This is a genomic window from Wolbachia endosymbiont (group A) of Brachyopa scutellaris (assembly GCF_964026995.1).
GTDB lineage: Bacteria > Pseudomonadota > Alphaproteobacteria > Rickettsiales > Anaplasmataceae > Wolbachia > Wolbachia pipientis.
In genome coordinates this window covers 1,170,919-1,186,497 of sequence record NZ_OZ034720.1, presented here as the reverse complement: position 1 = coordinate 1,186,497, position 15,579 = coordinate 1,170,919, and the positions used below count along the sequence as shown (strand labels likewise).

Annotated in this window: 16 protein-coding genes and 1 tRNA gene; 7 read left to right on the top strand and 10 right to left on the bottom strand. The window is 34.6% G+C overall.

Translation table 11 applies throughout. The features are described 5' to 3' along the window. Positions 1-4: 4 nt before the first annotated feature. Together AAGD93_RS06080 and rpsP are read right to left on the bottom strand one after the other, a co-directional pair. Positions 5-991, bottom strand: coding sequence for a polyprenyl synthetase family protein (locus tag AAGD93_RS06080; protein ID WP_010962840.1), 987 nt, complete (start codon positions 989-991; stop codon positions 5-7). 10 nt (positions 992-1,001) lie between these two features. Continuing rightward, entirely contained in the window at positions 1,002-1,322 is a 321-nt protein-coding gene (rpsP, locus tag AAGD93_RS06075) for a 30S ribosomal protein S16 (RefSeq protein ID WP_006279266.1), read from the bottom strand. A 285-nt stretch (positions 1,323-1,607) separates the two neighbouring features. Between rpsP and AAGD93_RS06070 the strand changes: the two genes are divergently transcribed. Then, positions 1,608-1,748, top strand: a complete 141-nt coding sequence (locus AAGD93_RS06070) for a hypothetical protein (RefSeq protein ID WP_186809122.1) — start codon at positions 1,608-1,610, stop codon at positions 1,746-1,748. Here AAGD93_RS06070 and AAGD93_RS06065 read toward each other — a convergent pair. Then, entirely contained in the window at positions 1,724-3,532 is a 1,809-nt protein-coding gene (locus AAGD93_RS06065) for a peptidylprolyl isomerase (RefSeq protein WP_341819310.1), read from the bottom strand. The two genes, AAGD93_RS06070 and AAGD93_RS06065, sit on opposite strands and share 25 nt — an antisense overlap. A 331-nt stretch (positions 3,533-3,863) precedes the next feature. On the opposite strand from AAGD93_RS06065, the gene AAGD93_RS06060 reads away from it, so the two are divergent. Further along, positions 3,864-4,466: a cell cycle transcriptional regulator TrcR gene (locus tag AAGD93_RS06060; RefSeq protein WP_010082495.1), complete on the top strand. Its 603-nt coding sequence runs from the start codon at positions 3,864-3,866 to the stop codon at positions 4,464-4,466. Between the two features lie 199 nt (positions 4,467-4,665). After that, the gene (rho, locus tag AAGD93_RS06055; RefSeq protein WP_341819309.1) at positions 4,666-6,069 is read left to right on the top strand and encodes a transcription termination factor Rho; all 1,404 of its coding nucleotides are present in this window, start codon (positions 4,666-4,668) and stop codon (positions 6,067-6,069) included. A 166-nt stretch (positions 6,070-6,235) separates the two neighbouring features. Here the strand turns inward: rho and AAGD93_RS06050 are convergent, their stop codons facing one another. Further along, complete coding sequence (locus tag AAGD93_RS06050) at positions 6,236-6,712, bottom strand: RDD family protein (protein WP_006279800.1); 477 nt, start codon at positions 6,710-6,712, stop codon at positions 6,236-6,238. 22 nt (positions 6,713-6,734) lie between these two features. Continuing rightward, positions 6,735-7,271 (bottom strand): RDD family protein, encoded by a 537-nt coding sequence (locus AAGD93_RS06045; RefSeq protein WP_006279799.1) that lies wholly within the window; start codon positions 7,269-7,271, stop codon positions 6,735-6,737. A 145-nt stretch (positions 7,272-7,416) separates the two neighbouring features. On the opposite strand from AAGD93_RS06045, the gene icd reads away from it, so the two are divergent. From icd to nth, 3 genes are all read left to right on the top strand, one after another. Next, positions 7,417-8,853 carry an isocitrate dehydrogenase gene (gene icd, locus AAGD93_RS06040; protein ID WP_341819308.1) on the top strand — a complete coding sequence of 479 codons (1,437 nt, stop codon included), beginning with the start codon at positions 7,417-7,419 and terminating at the stop codon, positions 8,851-8,853. 83 nt (positions 8,854-8,936) lie between these two features. Beyond that, positions 8,937-10,268 (top strand): DnaJ domain-containing protein, encoded by a 1,332-nt coding sequence (locus AAGD93_RS06035; protein WP_341819307.1) that lies wholly within the window; start codon positions 8,937-8,939, stop codon positions 10,266-10,268. A 39-nt stretch (positions 10,269-10,307) separates the two neighbouring features. Continuing rightward, a complete protein-coding gene (nth, locus tag AAGD93_RS06030) occupies positions 10,308-10,946 on the top strand; it encodes an endonuclease III (RefSeq protein WP_341819306.1) in 639 nt (212 codons plus the stop codon). Positions 10,947-11,063: 117 nt separating this feature from the next. Here the strand turns inward: nth and dapE are convergent, their stop codons facing one another. After that, the gene (dapE, locus tag AAGD93_RS06025; protein WP_341819305.1) at positions 11,064-12,260 is read right to left on the bottom strand and encodes a succinyl-diaminopimelate desuccinylase; all 1,197 of its coding nucleotides are present in this window, start codon (positions 12,258-12,260) and stop codon (positions 11,064-11,066) included. Between the two features lie 42 nt (positions 12,261-12,302). Between dapE and AAGD93_RS06020 the strand changes: the two genes are divergently transcribed. Then, positions 12,303-13,583 (top strand): iron-containing alcohol dehydrogenase, encoded by a 1,281-nt coding sequence (locus tag AAGD93_RS06020; protein WP_006279794.1) that lies wholly within the window; start codon positions 12,303-12,305, stop codon positions 13,581-13,583. A gap of 170 nt (positions 13,584-13,753) precedes the next feature. On the opposite strand, the gene AAGD93_RS06015 is transcribed toward AAGD93_RS06020, so the two are convergent. The 4 genes from AAGD93_RS06015 to AAGD93_RS06000 form a co-directional block, all read right to left on the bottom strand. After that, positions 13,754-13,826 (bottom strand) — tRNA-Met (locus AAGD93_RS06015). Continuing rightward, a complete protein-coding gene (purB, locus tag AAGD93_RS06010; protein WP_341819304.1) occupies positions 13,826-15,118 on the bottom strand; it encodes an adenylosuccinate lyase in 1,293 nt (430 codons plus the stop codon). Before purB ends, AAGD93_RS06015 begins: the two co-directional genes overlap by 1 nt. Next, positions 15,115-15,348: a hypothetical protein gene (locus tag AAGD93_RS06005; RefSeq protein ID WP_341819303.1), complete on the bottom strand. Its 234-nt coding sequence runs from the start codon at positions 15,346-15,348 to the stop codon at positions 15,115-15,117. The genes purB and AAGD93_RS06005 overlap by 4 nt, the downstream gene beginning before the upstream one ends. Next, complete coding sequence (locus AAGD93_RS06000) at positions 15,345-15,578, bottom strand: hypothetical protein (RefSeq protein WP_182319490.1); 234 nt, start codon at positions 15,576-15,578, stop codon at positions 15,345-15,347. The genes AAGD93_RS06005 and AAGD93_RS06000 overlap by 4 nt, the downstream gene beginning before the upstream one ends. Position 15,579: the final 1 nt, after the last annotated feature.

Sequence of the window (15,579 nt, the reverse complement as noted above, 5' to 3'; positions counted from 1 at the left end):
CCAGCTACATTCGTCTTTCTATGCTCGCATTTAAAAAGTTAATTAAAGTAGTTTTATAAAAAGAATCAGAAAAAGTACTAATATCATTTTGTGCCATATTAATGTAGTGTCTAGCTTTTTCCATAGAAAGCTGAATGGCATTATGGTGATTAATATAGTGTAATGCTTGGTCAAAATTGTGTCTAGCTGAAGAAAAGCATTTTTCCCAGAATTTTTGCTCTGCTGGACTGCCCTTTTCGTATGCTATAATAGCAGGTAAGGTGACTTTACCTTCGAAAAAGTCTTTTCCGACTTGCTTTCCAGAAGTGCCTTGATTAGCAGTATAATCGAGCATATCATCAACTATTTGAAATGCCATACCAAAATTAAAACCAAAATTCTTTAGCCTCTCTGTTTCGTCATTTGTTGCACCAGATACTGTTGATGCAGCTTCACAGCATGCAGAAAATAAAGATGCTGTCTTTTCTCCAATGATATCAAAATAATTTTCCCTGACTGTGTGGGGGTCAAAGCGTGCTGTCATCTGCTTTATTTCACCCTTCACAAGTAAATGCGATGCTTTAGATAAAATAGAGAGAATATTTAAATTTCCACACTCTATAAGCCATCTAAATGCTAGAGTCAACAATAGATCACCAACTAAAATGCTTGATTTATTTCCCCAAATCTTATTCGCTGTTTTAACTCCATGGCGTGCCTCACTTTCATCGAGCACATCATCATGAAGTAAAGTAGCATTGTGTATAAACTCTACCGATGCAGCAACGTTGATCCTATTCTCCCCAGAATAGTTTAGCATTTTACATATAATAAAAACTAGTTTAGGCCTTATTTTTTTTCCACCTGACCTAACAAGATGAGATATAATATCAGTAGCAAGCTTAGCATCTTCATCATTGACATTTTTGAAGACAAAGTCATTCATAGCTGACAAATCAGAAGATACAATATCGTCTAATTTATCGCTGTTTGTTAAATCAGTATTTAGCATTTTAAGAGACTTATGCCTCTTGCCCTTGTGCTTTCTCGTTCTCTACTTTCTTCTTTTCTGTTTTCTTTGGTTCTGTTTCTAAAGTTACTATGCCTTTTTTGATAAACCACAGTACTCTTTCAGTTGCCTGCGCGCCTACACTTAGCCAATGTTTTAATCTATCAGCTTTCACCACAACACGATTTTTATTGTCTTTTGGTAACATTGGATCATATTGTCCTATTTTCTCAATAAAACGCCCATCTCTTGGTGCTCGTGAATCAGCTACAACTATTCTATAAAAAGGGCGTTTCTTTGCGCCAAACCTTGCCAACCTTATTTTAACTGCCATGTTAACCTTTATTCATATGTTGGTTACAATTTTATACAATGAGCCGTTTTAAGTCAAATGAATTATACAACTTTTGCACCTTATAATATAATTACCAATAATGTAGGGCAGTCCCGGGCGCACAGCTATACGAACATTCATTTTTGAAGGTAAATTGCACAGCAAATGGTGTCATTCCAGTGCTTGACACTGGAATCCAGCCTTTTTTTAATCATTAAAACGTTGTATTTTAACATAAAACGGCTACTTTTATGCTTACCAACTTAATAAAATTCCTGGATCCCAGTGTCTGGGCACTGGGATGACATCCTTTCTAGTGAAGATTGCTCTCAAATCGCAATGTTCGTACAGTTGTGTGTCTGGGCACTGGATGCGTTTGAAGCAACTTATAAGATTTTTGATTATATATCATCAAGTATAGCGTGATTAACTTCGACTTTATACTTTGATTCCAGATAGCTAATTAATTGCTCTTTTAGCGATATCATCACACGTTTTCCGGTGTCAAGCGTGTTTAATTTGCCATTTGATGAATGCATTTCTTTTAGAACACCTATTATAATTTCATTATTGTATTGAATAGGATCTGTCACTGAACCAGTTGTTTTCATATTGAAAATCTCTTCTACAAAAGAAAAGGGGTAGTTTTGTTGATCCACTTTATTGCGGTGCATCTGCTGACCTTTAACTAATTCCACACCTTGAATTTCTTCCAAATCTGTTTTTTCTCTTAGTTGAACTGCAACCTCTTGCCCGAATTTAAACATTCTTTCTTTTATAAACTCACTACGCCAAAGCTCTACCGCTAATGCCTTGCCTTCTTCAAAACTTTGCAATTTGGGTGGAACGATATCGACGATTTTTACACTAACAACAGTGTCCCCAACGCCCTTAAAATAACCTTTCTGATCCTTTTCTCGCGAAAAAATGAAAGAAATCAAATCACCAGAATCTCCTACGTTATTACCGCTTTGATCTTTTCCACTCGCATCTACTGGACCAATAGTTTGTATAGGTAAATTATATTCACTCAATATTTCTTCAATTTCTGAACCATTGTATATCTTATAGTTCACTTGGTTTATGAAATCATTGACTCTTTCAAAAGACTTTTGGTTAGTTAGAACTGACTTTATGTCTTTTTTTAAATCAACTAAGTCTTCATCAGAGATTTGATGCGCACTTTCCACTTTTACTATGTGCCAACCAAAACTGCTTGCTAAAACTTCACTTACTTCACCTACTTTGAGAGCAAATATCTTCTCTCTCACGTCTTCTGGTAAAAAATCCTTAGTTATATTATTTACTCTAGTTTCCTCAAGTTTTGCTTTGCCAAACTCTTCTACTATCTGTTCAAAGCTTGTTTTACCCTCCTCAAATGCTCTTCTTGCTGTCTCAGCTTCTTCTTTGGTAGAAAATATTGCATTGAATATATCTCTTTGATCTTTAAGTTCTTGTTGTTCTATTATACCATCAACTTCTTCATCTGAGATCTTGATTTGATCTTCAAAATACTTTTGGCCTAGGGAAATATATTGCGCAGTTCGATACTCAGGATAATAAAAATGGGATTTATTTCTTTCGTACAAATCAAGTAAGGCTTGATCATCTGGTTCAGGAATGTTTGTAACTGCATCTTCAGTTATTTTAACAATATCAACTACTCTAGTTTGGTAGCGACTTTTGTATATCTGCTCATCAATTTTCTCGCCAAAAGTTACTGGATAATTATCTTTAAATAATGAAGTCATGAACATCATTGCAGGCAGGACTTTCTCTAGCTTTGCTATATACTCTTTCTCTGTCATATGAAGGTCATTTAGCGTTTCATAGAATTTATTTTTGTCAAATTCACCTTTATCATTTTGAAAGTATTTGGTGTTTTTAATATGGTTTTTTATAGATTCTTCTCCAACTGTCAACCCCAGCTCACTAGTTAGGTTAAACAATAGTTTTTGCTCTATAAGTGCGTTAAGCAAATCATATTTCAGCTTTTTTACTTGTTCTCTACTCGCATCAGATCCAGAAATTTGCTTTTCATAATTTTGATATAGTGATTTATACTCATCTGACGTTATAACTTCTTTTCCAACCCTAGCTACCTCTTCTTTTTCATCATCACCTGATAAAAGGTTGCCAATTCCCATGAAGATTAACAAGCAAGCTAAAAGGACAACGGTTACTTTAGTGAAAAAATTTTTAACATTCATTTTAAACCCAGTTAATTAATGATTAATTATAGAATAGTGATAATTTAATGCTTGTAAACCTGTTGCTTTATTAGCTAATATATATAATATTACAATATATTAACTTAAAATTTAACTCTCTAATCTTAAATAGGAACATATGTTTAACTGAGTTATACTATACCTTAGGAAGGGGAAATATTTTGTTTGAAATATGCTTAAAGGTAAGCGCATTTAATTAACTTAAGAGGTGGGAAGTGACAAACAAAAAGTTATTGAATGACAAAATTAATGCTTTTTTAGTTTTAATAGTTTATATTTTAGCTCTGTATAACAGTAAGGGATACTTTAAATGGGAGATGCTTTTTTGATGTCAATGGAATCTTCTAAGGGCAATAACGATAGAAATAAACAGTTTCTAGTGCAAATAGCTGCTTGGTTAGTAGACAACACTGGTTTAACTTTTAATCAAATAGCACAATGTTGCAGATTGGCCCTTGAAGAAGTACAAGACATAGCTGATGAGGAAATAGAAGTAGAAAAATATAACCCTATTATTTCTGGAATAATTACTGAAAAAGAAATCGATGATTGCAAAAAAAATCCAAATCGTGTACCAAATTTGATTATAAAAAATATAAAAAAAAGGAGTAAAGCGATTGGTAGCATTCTTGGCTTTGCCTCTACGGCAAGACGTAGAGATAAACCTGATGCGATTTATTATTTAGTAAAAAAATTTCCTATCTTGGACAATAACGTTATAGCTAAATTAATTAGTACAACAAATTACACAGTTGAGCAGGTAAGAGATGGATCTCATCATAACATGCAAAATATAAAACCCCAAGATCCTGTACTACTCGGCTTATGTAGTCAAGAAAATTTAGAAGCAGAAGTGGAAAAAGCAAAAGTAGAAGAGGAGAAGCAAGAAAGGTTAAAAAAATATAAAGAATAGCTATTGAAAATCCTCAAATTTTTGTGCTTTGTTAACATTAAATTAACTTGACTTGCTAGTGTTTATTAGTATAATGTAAGTAAAGTACGGGGTTTAATGATAATTAAGCTTAATACGCACTGAAACTAACTCAGCCTAATTTATTATCTTATAGTCACATTTTAGGTTAGTAAGCATCAATTAAAATTTTTGGAGGATTATGACAACAATCAATGAAGATGTTTTGGCAAAAGGAAAGGTTACAGCTCAACCTGAAAAAAGTGAGCAAATTTACAATAACGATACAGTAAAACAGATGGTCAATGAAGGTACTGAGAAAAACAGAAAAACATTAGATCTGAGCGAATTAAAAGAGAAAACAGCAGAAGAATTGTTAGAGTTAGCTGAAGAAAGAAAAATTTCAACTAACGGTAAAAGCAATGGTAGAATGCTAAAGCAGGAAATAATATTCAGCTTAATGAAAAAAATGAGTGAAGAAGGAGGCATAACCACAGGGAGTGGAATAGTGGAAATATTGCCTGATGGTTTTGGTTTCTTACGTTCAGCAAGTGCAAATTATGCCCCAAGTACCGATGATGTTTATATTTCTAACGGGCAAATAAAGAAGTTTAATTTACGTACAGGAGATATGGCATATGGAGAAATAAGGCCACCTGGTGATAAAGAGAGATATTTTACTTTAACTAAGGTTCAAAGTATAAACTCTACTGAAGTAAGTGAATTAAGAAAGTACGTCCATTTTGATAATTTGCTTCCTCTTTATCCTGAGGAAAGCATAGTACTTGAGTGTAATAATGGTGATGATAAAAAAGGCTTAAGCATGCGTGCTATAGATATAGTAACTCCTCTTGGAAAAGGGCAAAGAGCGTTAGTAGTTGCTCCACCTCGCACAGGAAAAACTGTATTGCTTCAGCAAATGGCTAACTCTATAGCTATAAATCACCCTGAAGTAGAATTAATAGTGTTACTTATAGATGAAAGACCTGAAGAAGTAACAGATATGATACGTTCTGTAAAAGGTGAGGTAGTAAGTTCTACGTTCGATGAGCCTGCTTACCGTCACGTACAGCTTGCTGAAATAGTAATAGAAAAAGCTAAAAGAATGGTTGAGCATAAAAAAGATGTGGTAATTCTACTTGACAATATTACTAGACTTGCACGTGCTTATAATGCGGTTATTCCTTCGTCTGGGAAAGTTCTAACTGGTGGTGTAGATTCAAACGCACTGCAGAGACCAAAACGCTTTTTTGGAGCAGCTCGTAATATTGAGAGTGGGGGTTCTTTAACTATAATCGCCACAGCTCTTATAGAGACTGGTTCAAAAATGGATGAAGTTATTTTTGAAGAGTTTAAAGGTACAGGAAATGCTGAGATCATACTTGATAGAAAACTTTCTGATAAACGTATATTTCCAGCTATTGATATTACAAAATCCGGAACAAGGAAGGAAGAGCTATTAGTTGATAAGGCTATACTAAATAAAATATGGGTGGTGCGTAGGATACTCAATCCTATGGGACCCGTTGAAGCAATGGAATTTTTACGTGACAAACTACTTTTAACAAAGAGCAATGCTGACTTTTTTAACTCCATGAATCACTAAAAGTAAGCCAGTTATGATGGATATGCTGAGCAAAAAGTAAAACGCTCTTATAGCTAAAATAATTTGGATTTACCAAAGTATATTTATAGTTAAGTTGGCAATCTACCTTAAGTTAGCGCGTGACACTGGAATGACACCCTTGGTGGCAGACAGCTAAAGGAAAATATCAACTAGGTTTATAATCTATCACTACCGTGTTTGCAATTTTGTCGTGAAAAGCTTGTTTATGTTCATCACCTACTGCACATACTAAAACTAAGATTAGTATAGCTAAGAATAAAATGGGATTACAAAGTGATATGCAATAAATTATAAAAAGAGCTATAGTCCTTTTCATTGCTTGCATTGTAGTGATTGACTCAAATGTATCTTTGTCTTTTACACGCATGCTAAATAACAAGTGTCCTGGAGTGCCGCCAAATTTTACTAGCATGAATATATGAAATATACATGGTATCATTAAAAATAAAGAAAATACAATCGTGGTGATTACAATTATTGCACCCATGATCCCTTGTATTGCGTGTGTAAGTGAGAAACCCACCGCCATTAAACCAAATGGTATTGCGATAAATAAAATACAATCAACTATAAATGCTAGAGTACGTCTTGTCATCGTTGAGTAGTTTACTTTTTTATCCATGTACTACCTATAAAGAAAAATATCAACTAGATTTATAGTCTATCACTACTGTTTTTGCAATTTTATCGTAAAAAGTCTGTTTGCGTTGATCAAATACTGCAAACAAAAATAAAATTAGCACAATTAAAAGATATAGAAAAGTATAACCATGATAATGCAGATGAAGCAAAAAGCGAAAAATAATCCAGATGCTTCCCTTAGAAATACATCTTATTGTTGCTTGCATAAGGGTAACATTTGTAAATGTATTAGCATCTTTAATATGCATACCACACAATAGTTTTCCTGGGGTACCACCAAGTTTTGTTACCATTAATATTTTGGATATTGTTAGTACTAATGTTGCGACCACTGTAGAAACTATAAATGGTATTTCTGTTGCTAGTTGTGCAAGTTCCTGAAAAGAGTCTTTATCTTGATCTTGTAATGATACGATGAATACACCATAGATAAAACCGAAGATAAAATGAGGGGAAAATATGATGAGGTCAAGTATTTCTGCTACAATACGCCTTGTAAATCCTACATAATTTACTTTAACATTTATTTCAGTATTCATAACCCCACCTATATTTCATAATATCATCATATAATATAAAAATACGTTATTAAATAACCGTAAATATACTAACTTGGGTAATATTAGCTACTTGTGCCACTCTATTATTTAAATTAGTATTAAATCATTTATAACTAGGAAAGTTATGTCAACACCAATCACAGTTGCGTATGGCGACGGTATCGGGCCAGAAATTATGGAAGCGGTGCTGTCGATATTGCGCGAAGCAGAAGCGAAAATCTCAATAGATATTATTGAAATAGGGGAGCGTGTTTATAGTAAAGAATGGTCTCACGGAATTTCTCCAAGTGGTTGGGAATCAATTGAAAGGACAAAAATATTATTAAAATCTCCGACAACAACTCCTCAAGGTAAAGGCCACAAAAGCTTAAACGTTGCACTCAGAAAAAATCTAGGGTTGTATGCAAATATCAGACCATGCATTTCATATCATCCTGTTATAGAAAATAAATTCGATAAGTTTGATATCGTAGTGATACGTGAAAATGAAGAGGACGTTTACACCGGAATAGAGCATAGGCTCACTGGTGACTCTTACCAATGCACTAAAATTATTACTAGATCTGGCTCAGAGAAGATATGCAGGTACGCTTTTGAATATGCAAAAAAACACAACAGAAAAAAAGTAACTTGCCTGACTAAAGATAACATCATGAAAATGACTGACGGAACTTTCCATGCCGCGTTTGATCGCATTGCAAAGGAATACCCAGATATAAAGGCAGAACATTATATAGTTGATATTGGAATGGCGCGTGTTGCAACAGAACCGGAGAATTTTGATGTTATAGTAACCGAGAACTTATATGGCGACATATTATCAGATATAGTCGCACAAACCTCTGGATCTGTGGGGCTTGCCGGAAGTAGCAACATCGGGAATGAATACGCAATGTTTGAAGCAGTGCACGGTTCTGCCCCTGATATTGCAGGAAAAAACATAGCCAATCCTTCTGGTCTTTTAAATGCTGCAGTGCATATGCTAATTTACATAGGTCAAGTGGGTACTGCAAAACTAATCTACGATGCATGGCTCAAGACTTTGGAGGATGGAATACACACTGCCGATTTATATAAGGAGAAAAGAAGTAAACAGAAAGTTGGTACCAAAGAATTTGCAGAAGCTGTTATAGATAATTTAGGAAAGAAACCTGCTGAGCTTATAATTGGCAGTGGTTCGGATAGTAAAATAAATTTGGATAGTAAAATAAATAAAGTACAAGACAATTACGAACAAGATTACAAAGTTAAAAAGCTAGTGGGTAGTGATATAACTCTCGCTTGGGACAAATCCAGTAATGTTGATCAAATAGTAGGATTATTTGAATCAAGTAATCTGCAAATGATAGCAATATACTCAAAAGGACTTGCGATTTGGCCAGGAAACTCAAAACCTTCAAGTGACCAAATAACCTGTAGGTTTATCGCAAATAATGAAAAGCAAGCTATTACAAATAGTGATGTAAATAACTTGCTAATCAAACTCGAAGAACACAATTTTGACGTGGTGAGAATGGACAAATTGTATTTGTATGATGGGAAAGAGGGGTTTTTCTCTTAATGATCGTTTGACATTCTTATGATTGCATAAAACATTTAAATAGATTATACTAGAGATATAATTTATTTATGTGAGATGTAGTAATGGGTCAACATTTTAAGTTAACTGGTCAGGAGTTTTGTGATAATGCTGATCTGTTCAACGTATTGGAAATAGAAGCTAAGCAAGTTATAGGTAACGATCATCAAGAGCTTAGTAGCGTTTTAAAAAAACAATATAGAAAATTGATTCTTGTACACCACCCTGATAAAGGTGGAAATGAAGAAAGATTTAAAAATCTTGACAAAGCTTATAAAGAATTAAATGCATATATTGAACCTTTAAAGTCAGGGGACCCTTGTGTTAAAATTAGCGTTGATGCTGAAAGTGATGGGCATTTAACAGCGCGTGAATTCCATTATAGGAAGAAATTATTTGAAAAATTGAATATCACTGAAGAGGAAGTTAGAGGAAGGAATTTTGCTGAGCTTGCTTCTATACTTGAAAAAAAAAGCAGCTCGCTAATACAGGATCTGCAACACCAAAATAAATTAATCCATTATATAAATTCTTGGACAAGATATAGCTCACTTTTCGATGATAAAGTCAAAGAGCTGAGAAATGAGCTTGACGAACACTTGCTTAAACCTAACATACAATTATTTAGTTATATCGCCCCTTTAACAAAGAATGGAAGTTTAATAAGGGAAGACAAACAAGCGCTAATGCAAAAGTTTATAAAGCGTAGAGACGATTTGCTATCTAGTACTTTAAAGAAAAAAGTAAATACTTTACTTTTTTTAGCTTTTGCTGAAGCAATTTATTGCTATTGTTTCTTGCCTACTTGGTTAATTGCCAGTGATACCTTGATGTGTTTATGCTTGCCACTAGTAGCATTAAATCTTATTATGACAGAGATTTTATCTGCTTTAACACAACATTACGAAAAAAAATACAAAAACTCTGAAATTTCTACTGATCAATATGTAAATAGAATAAATTGTATTTACTTATGCTATAAGCTTTTTGTTTTTTACCCTTTGCCTGTCTTTTTTACTTCTTTAATGATAGAGGGTTTTATCTCTGGCAGTTTTTATGTTGATGTGACAATATTTGGTACTTTGTCATTGTTAGCACTGCTAGCTACTGAGATATTTAGTCCTACATTTTCAAAGGCTTGTGAAATATACACTGAAAAACACATGAAAGATTTACTTGAGGAAGATCTAAGAGATAGAGTGCAAAAGGAAACTGATCTGTTAGGACGGTATGATCCACGAAGGCTATTAATGCCAATAATTATGCCTCTTGTTAGAAAGTGTTTTACAGAGGTGGCAAGCGAATTTGCTGAGAGGAATTTCGATGAAGTGAACACTAATATGTCTGATGTTAACACTGAACAGCCACCTAGACCTCAAGCGGTTGAATTTGCATAGTAGAATATTACGGTATAGTATAAACTTTTAGCTCTATGCATGGACTCAAAAAAAGTAGAACTAATATTTGAAAAGTTTCAACAATCAAATCCTGCGCCAAAAATAGAGCTAAATTATACCAATCATTTTACGTTACTGGTTGCGATAGTTTTATCAGCGCGGACAACTGATGTAAGCGTTAATAAAATTACAAGAGAACTATTTAATATCGCTGATACGCCAGAAAAAATGCTGAGCTTTGGGCAGAGTGAGCTGAAAAAATGCATAAGCAGTATTGGTTTATATAATTCCAAAGCAAAAAATATAATCGGGCTTAGTAAAATATTGGTAGAACGATACAACAGCAAACTACCTACTAATTTTGATGATTTGGTGTCTTTGCCTGGAGTGGGGAGAAAGAGCGCTAATGTGTTCTTAAATTCAGGGCTTGGCATTCCAACATTGGCAGTTGATACTCACGTTTTTAGAGTGAGCAATAGAATTGGGCTTGTGAAAGAAAAAGATGTGTTTAAAACAGAGCAATCTCTTTTAAATGTGGTTCCCAAAAAATACCTGCTTTATGCTCATCATTGGCTAGTTTTGCATGGTAGATATGTTTGCAAAGCACAGAAACCTTCGTGTGAAACGTGCATAATTCATGATTTATGTGAATTTGAGTGCAAAAGGTATAAAGTCTAGTATTTCTTCTTTTGTCATCCAAGTAGCTATAGAAACGAAAAAACTTACTTGACACATTTTGCTGGAATGATACAAGTTATTATTCAAACAACAGTTATGCAAGAGATCTGATTACATCTAAGCTAACAATGGACCACTAGATATATTACTAACCACGTTGACCTGATTCAATATTTTATTAGTGGGATTGAAATAATTTTCTATAAATTCCTTATATATAGCTGTTAACTTGTGTATATCGTTTACTGATACGCATTCGTTTATCTGATGTGCAGTTTTGTTGATTATACCAAATTCAATCACTGGACAAACATCTTTGATAAACGCAGCGTCAGATGTGCCACCACTTGTGCTAAGTATAGCATCAATGTTGGTAACCTTACTTATTGCATCAAGCATAATATCAGTATTTCTATCGGGAGTAGAGAGGAAAACGTCCCTGCTGTTATGCACAGAAAGTTTATAATCGCTAGTTACACTGGAGCATATTTCATCAATCAGCTTATATAAGCCACCCGGTGTTTGTTCATTGTTATATCGAATGTTAAAACGTGTAGTTGCTGAGCCAGGTATTAGATTGCTAGTATTATTTCCAACATCGATAGTAGTAACTTCGCAATGTGAAGGCTGAAAATATTTATTACCATGATCAAAAGTAGTATTTTTTACCTTACTCAATATCGATATTACCTTATATATTGGATTGTCTGCTAGGTCTGGGTAGGCAACGTGCCCTTGTTTTCCATGGCAAATTAATTCAAATGTTACAGAACCTCTTCTGCCTATTTTTATGGTATCACCTAATTTCTCACTACTGGTTGGTTCGCCAACCACACAAAAATCTATCTTTTTCTGCTTATTTTTCATCCATTCCAAAACTGCCTTTGTTCCATATTCTTCCATGCTTTCTTCAGCACTGGTAATCAGTCCACTTATCGAACCATTAAATTGAAACTTCTCTGCAATCAAATTTACCATAGCAGCAATAAATGCAGCTACTCCGCTTTTCATATCAGCGGCCCCTCTTCCATATAGCACTCCATCCCTCACTTCTGGATTAAATGGACCAAATGCCCAATCTTTTAACTGACCCGGTGGTACAACATCAACGTGCCCAGCAAAGCACAAATTTGGTACTCCATTTATATATTTCGCATAAAGATTTTTAACTTTATCACCAAATTCTAAAATCTCACAATCAAAGCCGCTCTTCTTGAAGATTGTTGCTATATACTCTATTGCCCCGCTGTCTTCTGGTGTTATACTCTCAAAAGAGATCAATTTCCTAGTTAGCTCTACAGGGTCAATTTTCATGTCAATCTTAAAATACTTATACTGCTATATTGTAAACACTCTATGCACTATTTAAAACAAATATTACATCAAACCGAACAAACTTTTCTAAGGGAAGTAATAACAGATTACTACCTTGCTGATGATATTTATGAAATATGCACACGACACGGAAATGACGTCTTTCTAGTTGCAGATAAAAATACAGCAAAACTTTTAAACAAAAACGTACTTAATAAAATTCCTAACTTAATTATTCCAGCTCCACCTGTCATTCCAGCGCGTGACACTGGAATCCATAAGTTGTTTTCCTGGATCCCAGTGTCAGCTACTTGCATGACACCAAGCAGAGCTGCCTCTCTTGAAACCGTAAATCTAGTTAGAAACAAAGCAAAAGACAGTGACTTAATAGTTGCATTTGGTAGCGGCACTGTTAACGATATCTGCAAATATGCAAGCTACCTCGAGAAAAAAGATTATATATCGTTCCCAACAGCCGCTTCTATGAATGGATATACCTCTGCAAATGCTTCAATATTAGTAAATGGATATAAAAAATCGTTCAAAGCACATCTTCCAAGAGCAGTATATATAGATATAGACATACTTGCCAATGCACCACTGCGTCTCACATTAAGCGGATTTGCAGATTTCATTTGTCGTTCAACAGTTCAGGCTGACTGGCTACTATCTCATTTGTTGCTTGGCACAGAATACAATGAATTACCTTTTACACTTGTTCGCGATTTGGAGCAAATTTTGCTAAGAGAGTATACGGCGCTTACTAAAAGAAGTAGAAAAGTGGTCCTATTACTTATGGAAGTTCTACTAATTTCAGGACTTGGAATGGTAATATCAAAAGGCAGCTATTCTGCAAGCCAAGGAGAGCATATGATAGCTCACGCAATGGAAATGGTAACAAGAGATCATTCCTTACTACATGGCGAAAAAATTGCTGTTACGACGATTACCATGGCTAATTTGCAGGAAAAGATATTATCAATACAAAACCCGATTATCAAACCGACCACTTTAGATGTAAAACATATAACTCAGTGCTTTGATAATATCGAATTTGTAAGAACTTTTGAACAGAAGCAAATTATGCAGCAAAAAATCCAAGAGATTATTTGTAAAGAATGGCATAATATTTCCAGTTTAATTAAGCAAAATTTACTACCTGCAAAACACCTGCAAAAAATATTTGAAGATCTATCAATTCCACACTTACCAGAGCACCTCAGTTGGAATAAAGAACAATATTGTAAAGTGGTCGATCTTGCGTTTACAACAAGAGATAGATTCACCTTTCTTGACTTAGCTAACTGCATAGAAGAAAGTTAAGTTTTGTAGTGAAATTCTGTCATTTAAAGAGATCATAGGCCAAAAGCTAAACCCTTTTCACAATCTCTTATCCATTGTCTCCTCACCTGAGTGGATATACAACTCATTCCAAGTAACTGACACTGGGTTTCACCAATAGCACTGCTTTGCTAAACATAGTTTAGTTCGAGTGGCTGAGGAGAGACTTGAACCCCCGACCAAGAGATTATGATCCTCCTGCTCTACCAACTGAGCTACTCAGCCTAATTAAAAACCTTATTATACACACGATCTATATGTTTCGTATAATACTTCAAATCAAACAAAGATTCAAGTTTTTCCGAGTTAATAACCTTAAGTAAGGGTTTATCTTGTTTCAATTCGGCCAGAAAATCACTATTGTTTTGTTTCACTTTCATTGAATTGCTCTGAACAATTTTATACGCCTCTTCCCTCGCCAAACCACTATTTACTAACTCAAGCAATACACGCTGTGAGAAAACTAAACCTTTTGAAGAATTTAAGTTCTTTTCAATGTTTTCCTTATTGATCACCAATTTATCTATCAAATCTGTTAATCGCACTAAAGCAAAATCCATTGTTATACAAGCATCAGGAGCAATGCATCTTTCCACAGACGAGTGTGATATATCACGTTCGTGCCACAATGCAACATTTTCTAACGCAGGAAAAACATAACTGCGTATTAAACGTGAGAGTCCAGTCAGATTTTCACTTAAAATAGGATTACATTTGTGTGGCATAGCAGAGCTTCCCTTCTGCCCAGTGGAAAAATGCTCAGAAATTTCGCCGATTTCAGTTCTTTGCAAATGACGAATTTCAACAGCAACATTTTCTATTGAGCTTGCAATCACTCCCAAAACTGAAAAGAACATAGCATGTCTATCACGAGGAATGACTTGAGACGATATGATTTCAGGTATGAGTCCTATTTCTTTCGCTACATATTCTTCAACAAACGGATCAACATTTGCAAAATTGCCTACTGCACCTGATATTTTACAAATTGAGATCTCTTTTTGCGCGCTAATTAATCTCTGATAATTGCGTTTAAATTCAGCATAAAATCTGGCAAATTTTATTCCAAGAGTTGTTGGTTCTGCATGCATTCCGTGACTGCGTCCAACACAAACAATATCTTTATAGTCCTCAGCTTTTTTTTTCAATGCTGCAAGTAAATTTTTTAGATTCTCGAGCAAAATATCACAGGACTCTTTCAGTTGCACCGCAAGGCATGTATCCAAAACATCAGAACTTGTCATTCCATAATGAAGATAACGAACATCAACTCCCGCTTTTGTAGCAATATATGTCAAAAAAGCTATAACATCATGTTTTACAATGGATTCAATTTCGTTGATACATTCAACATCAAATTCAATAGCACCAGAGAGGTTCTCAGCAATATTATTCGGAATCACTCCTAACTTTGCTTGAGCTTCACACGCTAATTTTTCTATTTTAAGCCATATATTAAATTTATTATTTTCCTCCCAAATGGAAGACATTTCTTTTCTGCTATAGCGGGGAATCATTTTTGATTTATTCCAATAATGGTGTCATTCCAGTGCGTGACACTGGAATCCAGATATAAAAGTATTTGCAAATTATTCAATGGACAACGGATTCTAGAAGCATAAAATAATGTCCATGATGAAATAAACTGGATCCCAGTGTTACGCACTGGGATGACATGAGGGAAGCACTGGGATGACACCAGCTTAGCCATGGAAGACATTTCTTTTCTGCTATAGCGGGGAATCATTTTTGATTTATTCCAATAATGGTGTCATTCCAGTGCGTGACACTGGAATCCAGATATAAAAGTATTTGCAAATTATTCAATGGACAACGGATTCTAGAAGCATAAAATAATGTCCATGATGAAATAAACTGGATCCCAGTGTCACGCACTGGGATGACATGAGGGGAGCACTGGGATGACACCAGCTTAGCCATGGCAGACATTTCTTTACGACTATAACAAGGGATCATC

Bases quoted from the DNA above. Each gene is read 5' to 3' on its own strand.
- AAGD93_RS06080 (WP_010962840.1), bottom strand. From the start codon at position 991: ATGCTAAATACTGATTTAACAAACAGCGATAAATTAGACGATATTGTA.
- rpsP (WP_006279266.1), bottom strand. From the start codon at position 1,322: ATGGCAGTTAAAATAAGGTTGGCAAGGTTTGGCGCAAAGAAACGCCCT.
- AAGD93_RS06065 (WP_341819310.1), bottom strand. From the start codon at position 3,532: ATGAATGTTAAAAATTTTTTCACTAAAGTAACCGTTGTCCTTTTAGCT.
- AAGD93_RS06060 (WP_010082495.1), top strand. From the start codon at position 3,864: ATGGGAGATGCTTTTTTGATGTCAATGGAATCTTCTAAGGGCAATAAC.
- rho (WP_341819309.1), top strand. From the start codon at position 4,666: ATGACAACAATCAATGAAGATGTTTTGGCAAAAGGAAAGGTTACAGCT.
- AAGD93_RS06050 (WP_006279800.1), bottom strand. From the start codon at position 6,712: ATGGATAAAAAAGTAAACTACTCAACGATGACAAGACGTACTCTAGCA.
- AAGD93_RS06045 (WP_006279799.1), bottom strand. From the start codon at position 7,271: ATGAATACTGAAATAAATGTTAAAGTAAATTATGTAGGATTTACAAGG.
- icd (WP_341819308.1), top strand. From the start codon at position 7,417: ATGTCAACACCAATCACAGTTGCGTATGGCGACGGTATCGGGCCAGAA.
- AAGD93_RS06035 (WP_341819307.1), top strand. From the start codon at position 8,937: ATGGGTCAACATTTTAAGTTAACTGGTCAGGAGTTTTGTGATAATGCT.
- nth (WP_341819306.1), top strand. From the start codon at position 10,308: ATGGACTCAAAAAAAGTAGAACTAATATTTGAAAAGTTTCAACAATCA.
- dapE (WP_341819305.1), bottom strand. From the start codon at position 12,260: ATGAAAATTGACCCTGTAGAGCTAACTAGGAAATTGATCTCTTTTGAG.
- AAGD93_RS06020 (WP_006279794.1), top strand. From the start codon at position 12,303: ATGCACTATTTAAAACAAATATTACATCAAACCGAACAAACTTTTCTA.
- purB (WP_341819304.1), bottom strand. From the start codon at position 15,118: ATGATTCCCCGCTATAGCAGAAAAGAAATGTCTTCCATTTGGGAGGAA.
- AAGD93_RS06005 (WP_341819303.1), bottom strand. From the start codon at position 15,348: ATGATTCCCCGCTATAGCAGAAAAGAAATGTCTTCCATGGCTAAGCTG.
- AAGD93_RS06000 (WP_182319490.1), bottom strand. From the start codon at position 15,578: ATGATCCCTTGTTATAGTCGTAAAGAAATGTCTGCCATGGCTAAGCTG.